General features: G+C 70.6%; 15 protein-coding genes. 6 read left to right on the forward strand and 9 right to left on the reverse strand.

Annotated elements, in window-relative coordinates:
• From ACWCSD_RS29795 to ACWCSD_RS29820, 6 genes are all read right to left on the reverse strand, one after another.
• Window positions 1-614: enolase C-terminal domain-like protein (locus tag ACWCSD_RS29795; RefSeq protein WP_449919728.1), on the reverse strand; the 614-nt coding region annotated here is incomplete at its 3' end.
• A 10-nt stretch (window positions 615-624) separates the two neighbouring features.
• Window positions 625-2,139: a serine hydrolase domain-containing protein gene (locus tag ACWCSD_RS29800; protein WP_449919731.1), complete on the reverse strand. Its 1,515-nt coding sequence runs from the start codon at window positions 2,137-2,139 to the stop codon at window positions 625-627.
• Complete coding sequence (locus tag ACWCSD_RS29805) at window positions 2,123-3,328, reverse strand: pyridoxal-phosphate dependent enzyme (RefSeq protein WP_449919734.1); 1,206 nt, start codon at window positions 3,326-3,328, stop codon at window positions 2,123-2,125. Before ACWCSD_RS29805 ends, ACWCSD_RS29800 begins: the two co-directional genes overlap by 17 nt.
• A 1-nt stretch (window position 3,329) precedes the next feature.
• Window positions 3,330-4,148 (reverse strand): HpcH/HpaI aldolase/citrate lyase family protein, encoded by an 819-nt coding sequence (locus ACWCSD_RS29810; RefSeq protein WP_352351833.1) that lies wholly within the window; start codon window positions 4,146-4,148, stop codon window positions 3,330-3,332.
• Window positions 4,145-5,125: a MaoC family dehydratase gene (locus ACWCSD_RS29815; RefSeq protein WP_364340669.1), complete on the reverse strand. Its 981-nt coding sequence runs from the start codon at window positions 5,123-5,125 to the stop codon at window positions 4,145-4,147. Before ACWCSD_RS29815 ends, ACWCSD_RS29810 begins: the two co-directional genes overlap by 4 nt.
• Window positions 5,122-6,564 (reverse strand): leucyl aminopeptidase family protein, encoded by a 1,443-nt coding sequence (locus ACWCSD_RS29820; protein WP_449919738.1) that lies wholly within the window; start codon window positions 6,562-6,564, stop codon window positions 5,122-5,124. The genes ACWCSD_RS29815 and ACWCSD_RS29820 overlap by 4 nt, the downstream gene beginning before the upstream one ends.
• A gap of 187 nt (window positions 6,565-6,751) precedes the next feature.
• Here ACWCSD_RS29820 and ACWCSD_RS29825 point away from each other — a divergent pair, with 187 nt between their 5' ends.
• The 5 genes from ACWCSD_RS29825 (at window position 6,752) to ACWCSD_RS29845 (ending at window position 11,220) form a co-directional block, all read left to right on the forward strand.
• Complete coding sequence (locus ACWCSD_RS29825; RefSeq protein WP_449919740.1) at window positions 6,752-7,879, forward strand: M20/M25/M40 family metallo-hydrolase; 1,128 nt, start codon at window positions 6,752-6,754, stop codon at window positions 7,877-7,879.
• Window positions 7,880-7,893: 14 nt separating this feature from the next.
• Window positions 7,894-8,658: a GNAT family N-acetyltransferase gene (locus tag ACWCSD_RS29830; RefSeq protein ID WP_449919743.1), complete on the forward strand. Its 765-nt coding sequence runs from the start codon at window positions 7,894-7,896 to the stop codon at window positions 8,656-8,658.
• Window positions 8,655-9,974: a M20/M25/M40 family metallo-hydrolase gene (locus ACWCSD_RS29835; protein ID WP_449919745.1), complete on the forward strand. Its 1,320-nt coding sequence runs from the start codon at window positions 8,655-8,657 to the stop codon at window positions 9,972-9,974. Before ACWCSD_RS29830 ends, ACWCSD_RS29835 begins: the two co-directional genes overlap by 4 nt.
• A 570-nt stretch (window positions 9,975-10,544) precedes the next feature.
• Window positions 10,545-10,676 (forward strand): hypothetical protein, encoded by a 132-nt coding sequence (locus tag ACWCSD_RS29840; RefSeq protein ID WP_449919747.1) that lies wholly within the window; start codon window positions 10,545-10,547, stop codon window positions 10,674-10,676.
• A gap of 211 nt (window positions 10,677-10,887) precedes the next feature.
• Entirely contained in the window at window positions 10,888-11,220 is a 333-nt protein-coding gene (locus ACWCSD_RS29845; protein ID WP_449919750.1) for an integrase core domain-containing protein, read from the forward strand.
• A gap of 44 nt (window positions 11,221-11,264) precedes the next feature.
• Here ACWCSD_RS29845 and ACWCSD_RS29850 read toward each other — a convergent pair whose 3' ends face one another.
• The 3 genes from ACWCSD_RS29850 to ACWCSD_RS29860 all read right to left on the reverse strand — a co-directional run bounded on the left by ACWCSD_RS29850 (window position 11,265) and on the right by ACWCSD_RS29860 (window position 15,005).
• Window positions 11,265-12,041 (reverse strand): hypothetical protein, encoded by a 777-nt coding sequence (locus tag ACWCSD_RS29850; RefSeq protein WP_449919752.1) that lies wholly within the window; start codon window positions 12,039-12,041, stop codon window positions 11,265-11,267.
• Window positions 12,042-12,853: 812 nt separating this feature from the next.
• Window positions 12,854-13,954 (reverse strand): integrase core domain-containing protein, encoded by a 1,101-nt coding sequence (locus ACWCSD_RS29855; protein ID WP_449919754.1) that lies wholly within the window; start codon window positions 13,952-13,954, stop codon window positions 12,854-12,856.
• Between the two features lie 190 nt (window positions 13,955-14,144).
• Window positions 14,145-15,005, reverse strand: coding sequence for a hypothetical protein (locus ACWCSD_RS29860; RefSeq protein ID WP_449919756.1), 861 nt, complete (start codon window positions 15,003-15,005; stop codon window positions 14,145-14,147).
• A 356-nt stretch (window positions 15,006-15,361) separates the two neighbouring features.
• Here ACWCSD_RS29860 and ACWCSD_RS29865 point away from each other — a divergent pair, with 356 nt between their 5' ends.
• Window positions 15,362-15,967, forward strand: coding sequence for a transposase (locus ACWCSD_RS29865; protein ID WP_449919757.1), 606 nt, complete (start codon window positions 15,362-15,364; stop codon window positions 15,965-15,967).
• Window positions 15,968-16,185 lie beyond the last annotated feature (218 nt).

Below are 16,185 nucleotides of genomic sequence, written 5' to 3' on the forward strand. Positions count from 1 at the left end.
AGTTGGTCGACGTCGGCGAGCGTGTACGCCGCGTTCGCGTCGACCTGCAACGGGATGTCGCCGAACGCGTCCCGGATCGCGCGCACCGCCGCGACGTCCCAGCCTGGCTCGATCTTGAGTTTGATCCGCCGGTATCCGTCGGCCAGGTAGGCGCCGACCGCGGTGACCAGCTCGTCGAGGGTGTCCATGATGCCGACCGAGACGCCCGCCGGCACCGACGTGTGGACGGCGCCGAGCGCGCGGCTCAGCGGCATCCCCAGACCCCGTAGCTCGGCGTCCCAGACCGCCATCTCGAGCGCCGCTTTGCTCATCCGGTGCCCGCGGAAGCGATCCAGCACGGCGCTGACGAGGTTGACGTCGATGGCCGGCAGGTCGCGCAGCGCGGGCACGAGGAAGTCGCGCAGCGTGATCATCGCCGCGCCGACGTACTCCGAGGCGTACAGCGGGTGCTGCGCGGCGACACACTCGCCCCAGCCCTCGGCGTCGGCGGTGACGGCGCGGAGGATCAGCACGTCTTTGGTCGTCTGGGTGCCGAAGGAGGTGCGGAACGGCGACACCAGGGGCAGCCGGAGCCGCCGCATCTCGATGCCTTCCAGCGCGGATACCTTACCCATCAGGGTCACCTCAGTCCTTGGTCCGGGTCAGGGGGATGTTGGCGTACGCCGGGCCGGCGTCGCCGACCGTCAGCACCTCGCCGGTCGCGGACAGGTAGCGTCCCGGGCCGGCGGCGGTGAGCTGCAGGGTGATCGGGTCGTCGAGGGAGCCTCCACTGGGCAGGTCGATCACGGCGTGATCCCCGTCCTGCCGCAGGCGGTACGGCGCCATCGGCACCTCCCCGACCCGGGATTCGTAGTCACCGGCCAGGCCGGGTTCGAGCGTCGACGGGCCGAGCTCGGGCACGGCGGTCCGGTACCGCACATCGCCGGTGACGGCGTCGAGCTGGTAACGGACGTGCCCGGCCGCGTCGCGCAGGAACACGGACCGGCCGTCGACGCCGTGAAGCACGCCGTCGCGGGCGACGATTTCCCGGATGTCGCCAAGGCGCCCGACGTACCGGCCGGCCGCGTCCTGCGGGTGAGGCGAAGCCGCCGCCGGGGGTGGGGTGGCCTGCGAGCCGTGGCCGTCCGCGAGCCGCCGGACGATGTCGGCCGCCAGCTCGTTCTGCAGGTCGTGGTCCACGGAGTTGGTGAGCACCGCACCGCCGATGCCGAGGTCCGGCAGCCAGAACACCTGGCAGAGGAAGCCGAAGCCGGACCCGCCGTGGTGCAGCACCCGGACCCCGGGCGCCCAGCGGTCGACGTAGAGCCCCAGCCCGTACCCCTGGGTCTGCTCCTCGGTCAGCCTCGGGAAGTCCAGGTGTTGCCGGGCCAACTCGGGCCGTAGGACGCCGTCGCCCTCGCGCAACTGGAATCGCAGGTAGCGCAGTACATCCGCCACGCTGGTGTAGAGACCGCCCGACGGCACCATCGGCACTCGCCGGGGCACGTCGCGACCCGCGCGGGCGAACGTGCGGGAGTGCCCGAGCGCCCGGTCCTCCTCGCCGTCGAAGGCGCCGAAGTCGAACGTCGACCGGGTGAGACCGAGCGGCTCGAACAGCCGCCCGCGCATGAACTCGGCGAACGTCTCCCCCGCCGCAGTGGCCACCACCTGGCCGGCGAGGTCGATCCCGAGGTTGGAATACTCGTGGTGGTGGCCGACGGGGAACCGCAGCCAGGTCTCGGAGATGCTGGCGAGGTGCTCCTCGAACGTGGCGTCGCCGACCTCGTAGTTGGACCCGACCGGCGCCTCGTGGGTGAAGCCGGCGGTGTGGGTCAGCAGGTGGCGCAGGGTGATCCGGCGTTCGGGCCGCTCCTCGAAGTCGCTGTGTACGGTGAAGTCCGGCAGGTGGCGCAGGATCGGCTGGTCGAGGTCGACCAGGCCCTCCTGCACGGCCAGCAGCACGCCGGTCGCGGTGACCAGCTTCGACGTCGACTGGACGCTGAACATGGTGCGGACGCCGATGCCGCCGCCGAATCCCTCGGCCCACAGGACGCCGTCGGCATCACACAACCCTACGGCGACCCCCGGAATCCCCCGCGACCTCGCTTCGCGGGGAACGGCTTCGGAGAGGTACGCGATGAGCTCATCGACCCGCGACATGACCCGACCCTTCTTCGGTACGACCCCGCGCCGTCGACGATCCGGCAAGGACCGCCTCGTATCCGGCCGGATCGGTGACCCCCTCGGTGTCGAAGAGGACGAGCGTGGATCTGGGCCGCAGCAGCGAACCCGCCCGCGAGTCGAGCCGCAGCCGCCGGAGACCGGCCAGACCGGCCGCGCCGCTCTCGCTGGTCGCGACGCCGAGCGCGGCGAGATCGCGGACGGCCGCGGCCACCTCGAGGTCGGACACCCGGGTGGCGGCACGGACGCCCCGCTGCAGCGCCGGCCATGCCACCAGCGAGACCTCGCCGCAATTGAGGCCCGCCATCGTGGACTCGTGCGGTCCCGGCACCGTCACCCGTTCCCGGGCCGCCAGGGACTGCCATAGGCAGTCGGCCGCAGCCGGCTCGGCGGTGACGACGCTGCACGACCCGCTCGCGAGGCTGCGGACCGCGGCCGAGGCGAACGCGCCCACACCCACCGGGACGAGCGCCAGGTCGATCGACGCGTCCGAGCCGAGCACCGCGGCGAGCTGGCGCCGGGTCTCGGCGAAGATCGTCGAGTAGCCGGCGGCCACGGCCTCGGGGATCCGGGTGTACCCGGGCCACGACGTGTCCGAGACGAGCAGCTCGTGCCGACCGTCGTGCCGGTCCCGCTCCGCGCTCTCGGCCGACCGGCGAACGGCGTCGTCGTACGATCCGGCGACCACCTCGACCTCGGCGCCCTCACCGCGGATCGCATCAACGCGTGCCTCGGCCATGTCCGCGGGCACGAAGATCCGGCTGTTCAGGCCCAGCCGACGCGCCAGGTACGCGACGGCGCGGCCGTGGTTGCCGTCCGTGGCGGTCGACAGGACGATCGAGGCGCGCAGGGCGCCGGCCGCCTCGGCGAGCGCGTCGAACGTCGGGAAGGGCACGCGGCCGATGTGGCCGGCGATCGCCACGCTGACGGCCCAGCTCGCACCGACGACCTTGAACGACGGCAGGCCGAGGCGCTCGACCTCGTGCTTGACGAGCACGTGCGCGACGCCGACCTGGTCGGCGATCGCCGGCGCCGGCACCAGCGCGGACTCGGCGAATCCCGGGATCGATCGATGAAAGTGCTCGATCGCGTCCGGAGGGCGTTCCGCCCAGCCGTCGAGGGCCGACCACGCCGGATTCCACAGGACGTTACTCTCGAAGTGCGCCATCTCAGTCCCCAGTTCCCCTTTTCTCATCGATGGCCGAGCCAGCCACAATCCGGCGCGCGCGCTCGACGACCGGGGCGTCGACCATGACGCCCCCGACGGCGACCGCACCCTGCCCGGCCGCCGCGATCACCTCGCGCGCCCAGGACACCTCCTCCGGCGACGGCGCGAAGGCGGCCCGGATCGCGCCGGCCTGGACCGGATGGACTGCGAGCTTGCCCGCGTAGCCCTCGCGGCGCGCTCGCCCGGCGTCGGCGAACGTGGCGTCGTAGTCCCGCAGCGCCATGGTCACCCCGTCCACCGGCGCGGGCTTCCCAGCCGCGCGGGACTCCAGAGCCAGCCGGCTCCGGACCTGCCTGACGACGTCGGACTCCTGCTCGCAGCCGAGATCGAGGGCGAGGTCGACAGTGCCCAGCATGAGCCGCTCCACCCGCTCGACGGCGAGCATCTCGGCGACTCGCCCGACGCCGGCGGCGGACTCGACGAGGGCCGCCGACGGCACCGGGAGCAGGTCGCACACGCGTTGCAGGTCCGCCGCCGACTCGGCCTTGGGCACCACCACGCCCCGCAGGCCCGCACAGCCGACCAGCGCGCGCAGATCGTCCGCGTGCCACGGTGATCCTGCCGGGTTCACCCGTACCCAGGCGGATCCGCCGGCGGCGAGCCAGCCCGCGACGTGGTCCCGGGCCGCCGGCTTGGCAGTCAGTGCCACGGCGTCCTCCAGATCGCAGATGATCTGGTCGGCGGCGCTCGCGGCCTTCGCGAAGCGCTCAGGGCGGTCGCCCGGGACGAAGAGCCAGGCCGGGCCTCGTACGGTGCTCATGCGACCAGCGCCGCGAAGGTCCAGTCGAGGACGGCTCCGCGACCGGCCACCGACGTCTGGGTGTTGAGCACGGCGATCGCGGTGCCGTCCCGGTAGGGCGTGACGCCCCGCACCGTGACGCGGCTGCGCACCGTGTCGCCTTCGAAGACGGGCGCGACGTGGTCGCACGCGAACCACTCGGTCACGATCACCAGCCCCGGGACCATCCGGCAGGTCTGGCTGAGCGCGAGACCGATCGTGTGCCCGCCGTAGACGAGCCGGCGGCCGCCGGCGGCCTCCGCGTCGTGGTGCACCGCCGCGATGTTGACGGTGAGCCGCGCCAGTTCCGGCGCGCTCGAGACGACGTCGCCGGCCGCCAGCTCGAAGGTGTCGCCAGCCGCAGGCAGACCGCCGGGCGAGGGCGCCAGCGGCTTGAGCGACCACTGCGCGAGCCAGTCGGGGGCCGTCGCCACGTCCGGCACGGACGGTGCGGTGAAAAGGCCGTCGACGTGGGGGCCCGTCTCCGGGGCCGGTCCGGCCCCCTCGCGGCAGGGCAGCAGCGCGCACCGGTCGAAAGCGAGGATGACACGTCCGGTCTGGTCCCGGGTCACGATGCTCAGCACCGCCTTGCCGCGCTCGGGCCGGTCGGGCCGGGACCGGACCCGGCGGAGAGCGACGACCTCGGTCGAGGTGACGAGGGTGTCGCCGAGGTACGGCGTCGCCCGCGGCCGCAGCCCCCGGTAGAAGAGGTTCGCCACCACCTGGCGGGTCACGACGCTCGACTGGCCGACGGCCACGTCCCAGACCACGCCGGGATACGCGAGGCCGGGACGTCCGGTGACCCGCTCGGCGAGCGTCTCGTCGAGGCAGAGCCGGAGCCGGTCGCCGAGGATCGCCCGATGCTGGGCATGGAGCCCGGCATCCAGCGTGACGGCCGGCGCGGTGAAGGTGTCGCCGACCGCGAGGTCGTCGAACCAGGGACCGTCCACGACGCTCATGCGTCCTCCTCCAGTGCCGGCGCGCCGGCGGTCAGGTAGCGGGTGAGCAGGCGCACCCCGCGGCCGTTGGCGCCTGCGGCCCACCGGGCGTCGGCGGCCGGGCGCATCACCGTGAGCCCGAGGTCGAGGTGCGCCCACGGCACGCCGGACGCGAACGGCTCGAGGTACAGCGCCGCCGTGATGGCGCCGTACGGCTGGGGCGCGTCCGGGTCGAAGTTCCGGGTGTCCGCCACGTCGGAGGCGAGGGTGGCTCGGTAGGGCTCCCACATCGGCATCGCCCATCCGGGCTCACCGGCCGCGCCGCCGGCGGCCAGCACCCGCGCCAGCAGGGCGTCGTCGGTGCCGAAACCGGCCCACATGTCGGGGCCGAGGCCGGTGGCCGAGGTCAGCGTCGCCAGGTCGACGATCGCGGCAGGGCCGGCCTCCACGGCGTACGCCATGGCGTCCGCGACCACGAGCCGTCCCTCGCAGTCGGCGTCGGTCACCTCGACGGTCCGGCCACCGCGATGGCGCAGGACGTCCCCGATCCGGACCGCGTACGGGCCCGGCATGTTCTCGGCGCACGGCAGATAGGCCCGCACCGGCGCGTCGGAGCCCAGGCGGGCCAGCGCGACAAGGGCGCCGAGAACGGCGGCGGCGCCGGCCATGTCCGCCTTCATGGTGAGCATGCCCCGGGTGGGCTTGAGCGACAGGCCGCCCGCGTCGAAGGTGATGCCCTTGCCGACGAGCGCCGTGTGCGGGCCGTCGCCTCCGCGTCGCAGCTCGATCAGGCACGGCGGATGCACGCTTCCGCGGCCCACGCCGGCGATGCCGCCGAATTGCTCGCGCTCCAGCGTCGCGGCGTCGTGTACGCGTACCTCGAACCCGAGCGCCTCGCCGAGTTCCTGGCACACGGTCGCCAGGCGCGCCGGGACGAGTTGGCCGGGCGGCGTGTTGATCAGGTCCCGAGCGAGGTTGGCGGCCGCGCCGAGCGCGACCCCTTCCCGTACGGCATGCTCCGGTCCCCCGTGCCGACGCGGACCGGGGTCGAGCCGGGCGAGCAGGTCCGCGACGGTCCAGTCGGGGCGGTATCGGTACGTGCCGAGGGTCCAGCCCTCCGCCGCGGCGACCGCGCAATCCGGGTCGGCCTCCCAGCACCCGATCGCGTCGAGCACCGCCGGCGCGGACCCGCAGTGCCGAGCCGCCGCCATCGCGGCCGCCCGCACGTGGTCGAACGCCAGACCCGGCCGGGGATCACCGACGGTCACGTAGACGAGGTCGGGGCCGTCGAGGATGGGGACCCGGGCCACCTCGCCGGGCTCGGCCGGGCCGAGGCGAGCCCCGATCGCGTGCACGTCAACATCAACGCCGGCCTCCGCGAGGAAGCCGGCCACCGGGGCCGGCACCGCCCCATCGGTCCCGACCGGCACGACGACCACGTCCGCCACCCGTTCCGTCACCTGGTCCTCCTGAACACGCGGGCCGCCCGCTGCGACCCGTCTCGTTCGAGCAAGCTAACCGGCGGCGCCGGCCGCCGTCGGTGTCGAACACCCAACCTCGGGACCGCCTTTCATGTCGGGCCACAAGAGTCGCCACCGCACCCGATGAAACGTTGGCGGCGCCGTCCAAAGCGCCGGAGGAAAACCCATGAACGCACTGTCCGTCGGCTCCCGCTCCCGGGTCGCCGGCGTCGTCGCGGCGTCGGTCCGGATGATCCGCTGCGAGTCACCCTCCACCGACCTCGCCGCGGTCGCCCGCAGCGCCGACTGCGTCGCGCGGGTCGGCGAAGAGATCCTGGGCCGCCCCGCCGAGCCGATCGTCACCGCCGGCCGCACCCACCTGCGCTGGCGGTGGGGGAAGGAACCACCTCGCGTGCTCGTGCTGGGGCACCACGACACCGTCTGGCCGCTGGGCACGATCGACACGATCCCCTGCACGGCCGGCGACCGGATCCGCGGGCCCGGGTGCCTGGACATGAAGGTGGGCCTCGCCCTCGCCTTCCACGCCATCGCCGCGCTCGACGACCCATCCGGGGTCACCCTGCTGGTCACCGGCGACGAGGAGCTCGGCTCTCCGACCTCCCGCGAGCTGATCGAGGATGAGGCCAGGGGCTGCGCTGCGGCCCTGGTGCTGGAGGCCGGCGACGACTCCGGCGCCCTGAAGACCGAGCGCAAGGGCCGGGCCCACTACGAGCTGACCTTCGCCGGACGCGCGGCCCACGCCGGCCTGGAACCGCATCTGGGCGCGAACGCGCTGATCACACTGGGCGCCGCCGTCGGCGCCGTCGCCGCGCTGGCCGACGAGGCGGCGGGGACCAGCGTGACGCCGACGATGGCTTCCGCCGGTACGGCCGTCAACACGGTGCCGGACCGGGCCACGCTGACGATCGACGTTCGCGCCCGGACCGCCGAGGAGCTGCGGCGGGTCGACGCCGCGATCCGCGGCCTGGCGCCGGCGAACGGTGACGTCACCGTCGAGATGGAGGGTGGCATCGACCGTCCACCGCTCGATGCCACGATGACGGCCGGGCTGTTCGAGCGGGCCCGCGCCGTGGCGGATCGGCTGGGCATCGGCCCGCTCGCCGGCGTCGCGGTCGGCGGCGGATCGGACGGCAACCTCACGGCCGCTGCCGGGGTGCCGACCCTGGACGGCCTGGGCGCGGTGGGCGGCGGGGCGCATGCCCGCCACGAGTGGGTCGACGTGGCTCGGCTCGGCGACCGTCTCGCCCTGCTGACCGGGCTGCTCGCCGACCTGCTCGGCGAGGCCAGGCGATGACGCCGGAGCACGGAGTGTCAGTCCGCGAGGCGGCCGGGCTCGCCGACCTCGAGGCGATCGCCGCCCTCTTCAACCGCGTCTGGGACGGCGCGCCCGACTCCAGCCAGATCACCGTCGCGTTGCTGCGCGCCTTCAGCATGACCGGCAACTACGTCGCCGTCGCATTCGTCGGGGAGCATCTGGCCGGCGCCGCGGTCGGGTTCCTCGCACCGCACAACGGATCCCTGCACAGCCACATCACCGGGGTCGAGGCGAAGCACCGCGCCCAGCAGATCGGCTACCTGCTCAAGTGCCACCAGCGCGACTGGGCGCTGGGCCGCGGCATCGGCTCGATCACCTGGACGTTCGACCCCCTGGTCCGTCGCAACGCGTACTTCAACCTGGTCAAGCTCGGCGCCCGGGCGACGGACTACCTGCCCGACTGCTACGGCCCGATGCACGACGGGCTCAACCGCGGCGAGGCCAGCGACCGGCTGTTCGTCGAGTGGGACCTGCTCTCCCCCGCCGCCGCCGGGCCGCCCGAGGGCGACCATCGGCCGCTGATCACGGTCCGCGACGACGCGCTCCAGGTGGTGCCGTGGACCGGCGGGCCCGCCTTCGTCCCGGTCCCCGAGGACATCGAACGGGTCCGGGTCGAGAACCCCCTCCTCGCGCGGGCCTGGCGTGCCCACGTACGGGACGTGCTGGCCGGGGCCCTGGCCGGCGGCGCCGAGATCGCCGCCTTCGACCGGCGGCACGGCTATCTGATCACCAACCCAGCCAAGACAGGAGAACGATGAAAGACCACCCGGACGTCGTGACGATCTGTTCCGACCTCATCGCGATCGACACCAGCAACTACGGCAAGGCGGGCAGCAAGGGCGAGCTGGCCGCGGCCGAGTACGTCGCCAGTCTCCTACGCGGGGCGGGGTACGACCCCGAAATCATCGAGTCCGCGCCGACCCGGGCCAACGTCGTTCTCCGGGTCCCGGGCGCCGACCGGTTGCTGCCCGGCCTGCTCGTCCACGGGCATCTCGACGTCGTCCCCGCCGAGCCGGAGCGGTGGACGGTGGCGCCGTTCGAGGGCCGGGTGGCGGACGGGTACGTGTGGGGCCGCGGCGCGACCGACATGAAGGACACGGTCGCGATGATGCTCGCCACCCTGCTGCGGTGGGCGGCCGACGCGACCGGACCACGACGCGACGTGGTCTTCGCCTTCGTCGCGGACGAGGAGGAGGACGGTGCCCTCGGCGCCGAGTGGCTGGTGCGCAACCGACCCGAGCTCTTCGCCGGGGTCACCACCGCCGTCGGCGAGTCGGGCGGGCGGCCCGTGCCGGTACGGGCGCCCGACGGGACGGTACGGCGGTTCTACCCGATCGCTGTCGCCGAGCGTGGCTCCCTCCACATGCGCGTCCGCGCGACCGGTACGGAGGGCCACGGGTCACGCCCGAACCCGGACAACCCCGTCGCCCGCCTGGTGACCGGCCTGGCCCGGATCTCGGCGCACCGGTGGCCGCTGACGCTGACGCCACCGGTGCGCCGGCTGCTCGACACCGCCGTGCGGACCCTCGGCCTGGACGCCGACCTCTCCTCCGACGAGGGCGTCGAGGCCGTCCTCGACCGGATCGGGCCGCTGCGCGAGTACGTCGAGCCGTCGCTGCGCTGCTCGACGAACGTCACCGTGCTCGACGCGGGTTACAAGTTCAACGTGGTACCAGGCGAGGCGCACGCCGAGATCGACGTACGCTCGCTGCCCGGCACCGAGGACGAACAGCTCGCCATCATCGACGAGTTGCTGGGACCGTCCGTCACCCGGTCATTCCTGTCCTACCGCCCCGCGATCGGGGCCGGCTGGGACAACGCCTGGTACGACGCGATGGCCGCGTCGGTCCTGCGCCACGACCCGGACGGCGTGATCGTCCCGTTCTGCATGGGCGGTGGCACCGACGCCAAGCCGTTCGCCGAGCTGGGGCTGGCGGGCTTCGGCTTCGCCCCGCTCGGTGAGGACCCCGACGGCCGCACACCAGCTGGCATGCACGGCGTCGACGAACGCGTGCCGATCGCGTCCCTGCGCAGCGGCCTCGACGTGCTGGACGACTTCCTGCGCACGGTGTGACCCGCTACGGCGCCGCGAACGCCCTGGCGTGGGACCGGTTGCATCCCCGCCTGACAGTGAGGATGGAGATGAGCGCTTCCCGCCAGGGTCTGACCCATCGCCTGACTGACCTTGGGTCCTCAACGGGATCTGTCTACCCCGGTCGGGAAGCGCTCATGTGCACTCACCGGACGCGGCACCTGTGACTTCATAGAGGCCTGGCCAGAGGCCCCATCACTGTCTTGTCCGCTTGCCCAGCTGGTGCCTGCCGCCCTGCCCCTCGGTCAAGACGACAGGACGACGATGACCCCCGTTACACCCGGCAATCCGACGTTCAGCGAAGTCGCCGGCTGTGTCGCCCGGACTCTCGACGACGGCCGCACCGCTGAGGTCACCCGGCTGGCCACCGACGGCACTGCACCCTGCCGATCATTACATCCGCCCAGGTCATGGCCATCTGGAGACTTCGCGTCGCGGCACGAGCTCCAACCACCGGGAGAGGGCGAACGCATGCGGCATGATGATCGGCCATGCTCTTCGTCTGGCCTACCTCACCGTCACGAACACGTTCACCGCACTGCGGTTGCTCCCATGGGCGACCGGGACAAGGACATCGAGATCCTCGCCCTGCACCACCAGATCACCATCCTCGAACGCCAACTCGGCGCCGGCACCAGAGTGCAATTCGCGCCCGAGGACCGAGCTTCCCTGCCGCGCTCCTGACCTCGCTGCCCCGCGAGGTCCTCCGCCGGGTGCGGCTGCTCATCCGCCCCGACACCGTCTTGCACCGGCATCGCGACCTGATGAGACGTCGTCACGCTCGTACCTGTCAGCCGAAGCGGCCTGGCCGCCCACCCACGGTCCGCTCCATCCGTGCCCTCATCCTGCGTCCGGCTCCGGAGAACCTCGGCTGGGGCTCCCGGCGGGTGCGCTCATGAACGAGGTCCCCACCGAAGGCGGCATCACGACGGTGCTCACCGGCATCCGGATGCCGCGGATGAACCCGATCACGGAGCGGTGGGTGCAGTCGTGCCGTCACGAGCTTCTCGACCGCTGCCTGACCTGGAACGAACACCACCTGCGGCACGCCCTGCGCGAATATGAACACTTCTACAATCAGCACCGAGCACATCAAGCCCTGAACCAAGCAGCCCCGCTGCGCACCGTCCCCGATCCGATCACGGCCCCAGAGCGAATCCTCGACCTGAAGGTCCGTCGGCGAGACCGGCTCGGCGGTGTCCTCCACGAGTACTCACAAGCGGCTTGACCTGCATGGATGGAATTGTCGGCAGGCGCAGGGCCATTACCGGCTCACGTGTGACAGACGACCTTGGTGAGCAGCGTGCCAGGAGGCAGGCCGCCGATCAGGTCGTCGACGAAGCGCCGCCACTCCAGCGCTCGTGCTTCCTCCACGTCGGCCCGCAGTCCGCGATCGCCGCGTTCGTGCCAGCGCCCGCCTTCGACGAGACAGGCCGGATGCCAGCCCGTCCGCAGCAGGTACTCCTCGCGGGTGAATCCGCCGATCTGGATCTCGTCGAGCGAGTCGCGGCGCTCGGCGGCCTGGTAGGCGTCCCAGGCGCGCCCCGCTGCTTCGGCCGACTCCCGCTCCATGGCGGCGAAGTCGATCTCCTCGACTACCGACTGCGCGCCATATAGCACCTCACCGGGCCCGCCTCGACGCCAGAGCCGCGCGTGGTGGCGGATCTGGGGCCAGCCGGCGTAGGCGGCCTCGTCGAGGACGACCGCGCCACCCGGCCTGGTCCGTAGCGGCCACCACTCGCTGCTGATGAACCAGTAGTCCCAGCGCGCCAACGGGTTCTCGTGGGAGTAGAAGAACCAGCCGCGCTCGTCCTTGTCGATCTCGTCGCGCTCGCCGAGGAACTCGTCGAAGGTGCTGCGCACGTACGCGGCGATCGCGGCCTCGTCCGCGTCGAGCCCCAGGCGCCCGGCCCACACGCCCTCCACGAATCCGTCCTGGAGCTCGTCCTCGGTGATGTAGCGGCGGAAGGCGCCCACCCGGGTGCGTTTCGCAAACGGCGCGAGCTGCCGCCCGACCTCGGGCCCGATGACGAGCACTTCGAACTTCACGTGATCATTATGGAGTCGAGAATTCGGGGCCGGAAATGCGATCATGATCGCTCTACACTTCAGTGCCCCGATGTCCGATTCTCGAAGGCGTTACTGCATGACCATGCAGCCGATCCCATCGACGAAGAGTCGACGGCCCGCACAGTTCCCACCCTCTTGAGTGGCCGCCCCCCTGGGTAACGCACTGAGGACGTCAGCGGCTCGCGAACCGAAGGCGGAATTGCGATTCGGGCCCTTTCATGCCTTCGCGCTGACCCCGAAGTCTGACTTTGACTCCACCATTCTCTACGCGGGCAGCGCCTCCTTCGATGCAGGCCGCCCTGCCGATCGCCTTCGATGAAGCATTGCCGCGATCTAGCGGCCCCCGAAGCGGATCCAAAGCCGATTGAGGGGCCCAGGAGATTCCGGCGGTCGGCTACATAAGCTGACAGAAGCCTGGAAGAGGTAGGTACGTGACGAGCATCGCAGGCAGTTCTCGCCGGAGTACAAGGAAGAAGCCGTCCACATGGTGTCCTGCTCGAAATACGGTCTCGTGCTGTGAACTGGGTTTTGCTGCGCGCCCAGGGCAGCGACTGCGACCATCGCCAAGTGTTGTCGTCGCTGGTCTATCAGTTGCCGAGGAATCTCTTCGGCCTGCTGACGATCCTGGTTCGCGCTGATCTGTCCAAGGACGTTGAACTGCTGGTTCTTCGTCACGAAACCAGGTGCTCCGCCGCCAACTCCACGGCCGGCCGCAGTGGGACCACGCCGACCGGCTCTGGCTTGCAGCGCCATCGCGGCTGTGCACCTGCCGACAATTCCATCCATGCAGGTCAAGGCGCTTGTGAGTACTCGTGGAGGACACCGCCGAGCCGGTCTCGCCGACGGACCTTCAGGTCGAGGATTCGCTCTGGGGCCGTGATCGGATCGGGGACGGTGCGCAGCGGGGCTGCTTGGTTCAGGGCTTGATGTGCTCGGTGCTGATTGTAGAAGTGTTCATATTCGCGCAGGGCGTGCCGCAGGTGGTGTTCGTTCCAGGTCAGGCAGCGGTCGAGGAGCTCGTGACGGCACGACTGCACCCACCGCTCCATGATCGAGTTCATCCGCGGCATCCGGATGCCGGTGAGCACCGTCGTGATGCCGGCCTCGGCGAGCACGTCGTCCATGAGAGCAGGGAACTTCCCATCCCGATCGCGGAGCAGAAAGCGCGCCCGACAGCCCGCATCGTTCAGATCCATCACCAGAATCCGGATCGCCTGGATGACCCAGCTCGCGCTCGGATGTGCAGTGGTGCCGAGCACACGGACCCGCCTCGTGGCGTGCTCGATCACCGCCAGAATGTACTGGCGTTGCCCGTTGAGGGTGATGGTCTCGATGAAATCGCAGGCCAGCAGGGCGTCGGCTTGCGAGCGCAGGAAGTCGGCCCACGTGGTGGAAGCCCGCTCGGGCGCCGGATCAAGACCGGCCTGCTTGAGGATCTCCCACACCGTGGACGGCGCGACCTTGATGCCGAGCGTGGTGAGTTCACCATGCACCCGCCGATAGCCCCAGCTCGGGTTCTCCCGAACCAGGCGCAGGATAAGAACGCGGATGGAGCGGACCGTGGGCGGGCGCCCACGTCGCTTCGGCCGGCAGGTACGGGCATGACGACGTCGCATCAGATCGCGGTGCCAGCGGAGAACCGTGTCCGGACGGATGAGGAGCCGCAGCCGGCACAGGACCTCGCGCGGCAGCGAGGTCAGGAGCGCGGCAAGGAAGGCTCGGTCCTCGGGCGCGAAGCTCACTCTGGTGTCGGCGCGGAGCTGGCGTTCAAGGACGGTGATCTGGTGACGCAGAGCAAGTATCTCCACATCCTTGTCCCGATCGCCCATGGGCAGCAACCGCAGCGCGGCGAACGCGTTCGTGACGGTCAGGTAGGCCAGGCGAAGCAGCACAGCGGATCATCCTGCCGTACGCGCTTCCGTCTCCCGGGTGACCGGAGCTCGCGAACGCCACGCGAAGCCCTCGCAGAGTCATGACCTGGGTGGACGTAATTATCGGCAGGCGCAGAGCCATCATGGCTGCCGTACATTCGGTCGAGGCCGCGCTCCTGGCGCGTGAAGCCGCTGAGTGACGTCACGCTGCTCAGTCGCCGACGTCGGCAAGGTATTCGGCGCTGACGGCGCGCAGCTTGCTCCCTGCAACAAGGGCCTCGTCGAGGGTCAGCATCCCTGAGTCGACCTCGACCAGCCGATGCCCGACCTTGGAGAACAGCACCATCCTGCCGTTCGACTCATCCCGCCAAAGCCAACGATCCGCCGCGAGCCTTTCACAACCGGGCTTGGCATCTTCCCGACTCCACGCTGCACATGCCCGACGTGGATCCTCGTTGTCGGTGATACGGATGAGCACGTCGGCTTCGCTCTCTCGATCCTTGGCGTAGCCGAGTTCCATGGTGCGGTCGGCGAGAGGCAACGTCCTGACCAGCCGGCGATCCGGGACGACAGCAGGCACCGCCAACGGAACGGACTCGCGGAGATAGGCGATGTACTCACTCCGCCGATGCCGCTGTTCCGCCTCCGCTCGCCGTTCTTGGACCGTCGCCGTCGTGATCACGCACGTGCACACCACCACAGCGGCGATCACACGTGGCACCAGTGACGTGGTGCCCGTCAGCTGAGCAGCGGACGCATAGCTCACAACGGCAATCGCGGCGATTTCGAGGACGACCAATCGCGGGCTCGGATGAGGCACACCCAGTGCCGCCGCGCCGCTGAGCACCCACAACAACACCGGCCCGAGCAGCGCGGCGCGAAGTGGGTGCGTGATTCTCGTCAGCCTCGCGAGCAGCCACCCACCCGGCAAGATCAGCACCACGGCCAAGGCGATGCCGGGCAGGGCCACGTAGCCGTCGAGGTCCTCCTCATACAGACGCGACACCGGGTACCCCAGGCCAAGGCCTGCGGGCAACCCGACGACAGCGCCCCGGACAAGATCCAAAGCCATTGGTCAACAATGGCACTAACCGATGTACGGCACTGCCGATTCGCCCAAGTAGGGCCGCCAGTAAGAATCGCGCCATACGGCCCAAACAGACGGCATCACCGCAGGTCACGGCGTGCAACTGCGCCACTCTCCAAGGACCGGTTGCGGTCCGGACGTTCGGAGATGAGTCAGGCGCGGCAGTGCTCGATAACGCTGGGGCCGGTGCTTCCGCAGGTCGCGCTGCTCGCTAACAGCTTTTATGCCAAGCCGTCCTGGAGCTTCCCGCTACTCAGAGTGCGTTACGCGAGCCTCTGTCCATGATGTCGCAGGGTGATCGTATGGATTTGTAGCGTTACTGCCAGTCGGCGGGTCCAGATGTGCTGGGATGGCGCGACGACGGCACCGACAAGACCATCCACGACCTGTTGCGCTGGCATCTGCGCGAGAAGAAGAAGCGATTAGCCGACCCAAGCCTGGTGGTGCTGGACACCCAAAGCGTCCACGTCGCGGCCGGCGTCCCCGCCACCACGACCGGCCGGGATGCGGCCAAGAAGGTGCCGGGCCGCAAGCGAGGCCTGGCCGTAGACGTGCTGGGGCTGGTCATCGCCGTCGTCATGCTCGCGGCCTCAGCTCACGAGAACGCCGCCGGGATCGCCCTGCTGGACCGGGTCGCCGCCGCCACCGAGGGCAGCGTGACCAAAGCACTGGTCGACCAGGGATTCAAGAACGCGGTCGTCACCCATGGAGCCGGCCTGGGAATCGACGTGGACATCGTCGAACGCAACCCCGCCGACAAGGGGTTCGTGCCCCAGCCGAAACGATGGGTCGTCGAGCAGACCTACGGTATCTTGATGTTCCACCGACGGCTGGTCCGCGACTACGCGGATCTTGCCTCCAGTTCCGAATCACGGCTGTACTGGGCGATGACGGACGTGATGTCCCGGCGCCTTACCCCCACGACCCCGGCCTGGCGGTGGACATGACCGGGCCCGACACCCGCCCGCCCGATCCCGGAACCTGGCTCCTGGACCGGCTGGATGCCCGCGAACAGGCCCTGACCTGGCAGATCGAGCAGGCCCAGACCGAAATCGACTCCCTGACCACGCGGCTAAGAGCACCTAACAGAATGATCTCTGTTGTGCTTTGATCTCTCGCTGTAGCCGAGTGAGAGGGGCGCAGGTGGCCAAGCCGAAGCCATGGG

The sequence above is a fragment of the Nonomuraea sp. NPDC001684 genome, from assembly GCF_053596515.1.

What these genes read in the sequence shown, in the direction of transcription:
- ACWCSD_RS29800 (WP_449919731.1), bottom strand. Translation starts at nt 2,139, where the DNA reads ATGTCGCGGGTCGATGAGCTCATCGCGTACCTCTCCGAAGCCGTTCCC.
- ACWCSD_RS29805 (WP_449919734.1), bottom strand. Translation starts at nt 3,328, where the DNA reads ATGGCGCACTTCGAGAGTAACGTCCTGTGGAATCCGGCGTGGTCGGCC.
- ACWCSD_RS29810 (WP_352351833.1), bottom strand. Translation starts at nt 4,148, where the DNA reads ATGAGCACCGTACGAGGCCCGGCCTGGCTCTTCGTCCCGGGCGACCGC.
- ACWCSD_RS29815 (WP_364340669.1), bottom strand. Translation starts at nt 5,125, where the DNA reads ATGAGCGTCGTGGACGGTCCCTGGTTCGACGACCTCGCGGTCGGCGAC.
- ACWCSD_RS29825 (WP_449919740.1), top strand. Translation starts at nt 6,752, where the DNA reads ATGAACGCACTGTCCGTCGGCTCCCGCTCCCGGGTCGCCGGCGTCGTC.
- ACWCSD_RS29835 (WP_449919745.1), top strand. Translation starts at nt 8,655, where the DNA reads ATGAAAGACCACCCGGACGTCGTGACGATCTGTTCCGACCTCATCGCG.
- ACWCSD_RS29840 (WP_449919747.1), top strand. Translation starts at nt 10,545, where the DNA reads ATGGGCGACCGGGACAAGGACATCGAGATCCTCGCCCTGCACCACCAG.
- ACWCSD_RS29845 (WP_449919750.1), top strand. Translation starts at nt 10,888, where the DNA reads ATGAACGAGGTCCCCACCGAAGGCGGCATCACGACGGTGCTCACCGGC.
- ACWCSD_RS29860 (WP_449919756.1), bottom strand. Translation starts at nt 15,005, where the DNA reads ATGGCTTTGGATCTTGTCCGGGGCGCTGTCGTCGGGTTGCCCGCAGGC.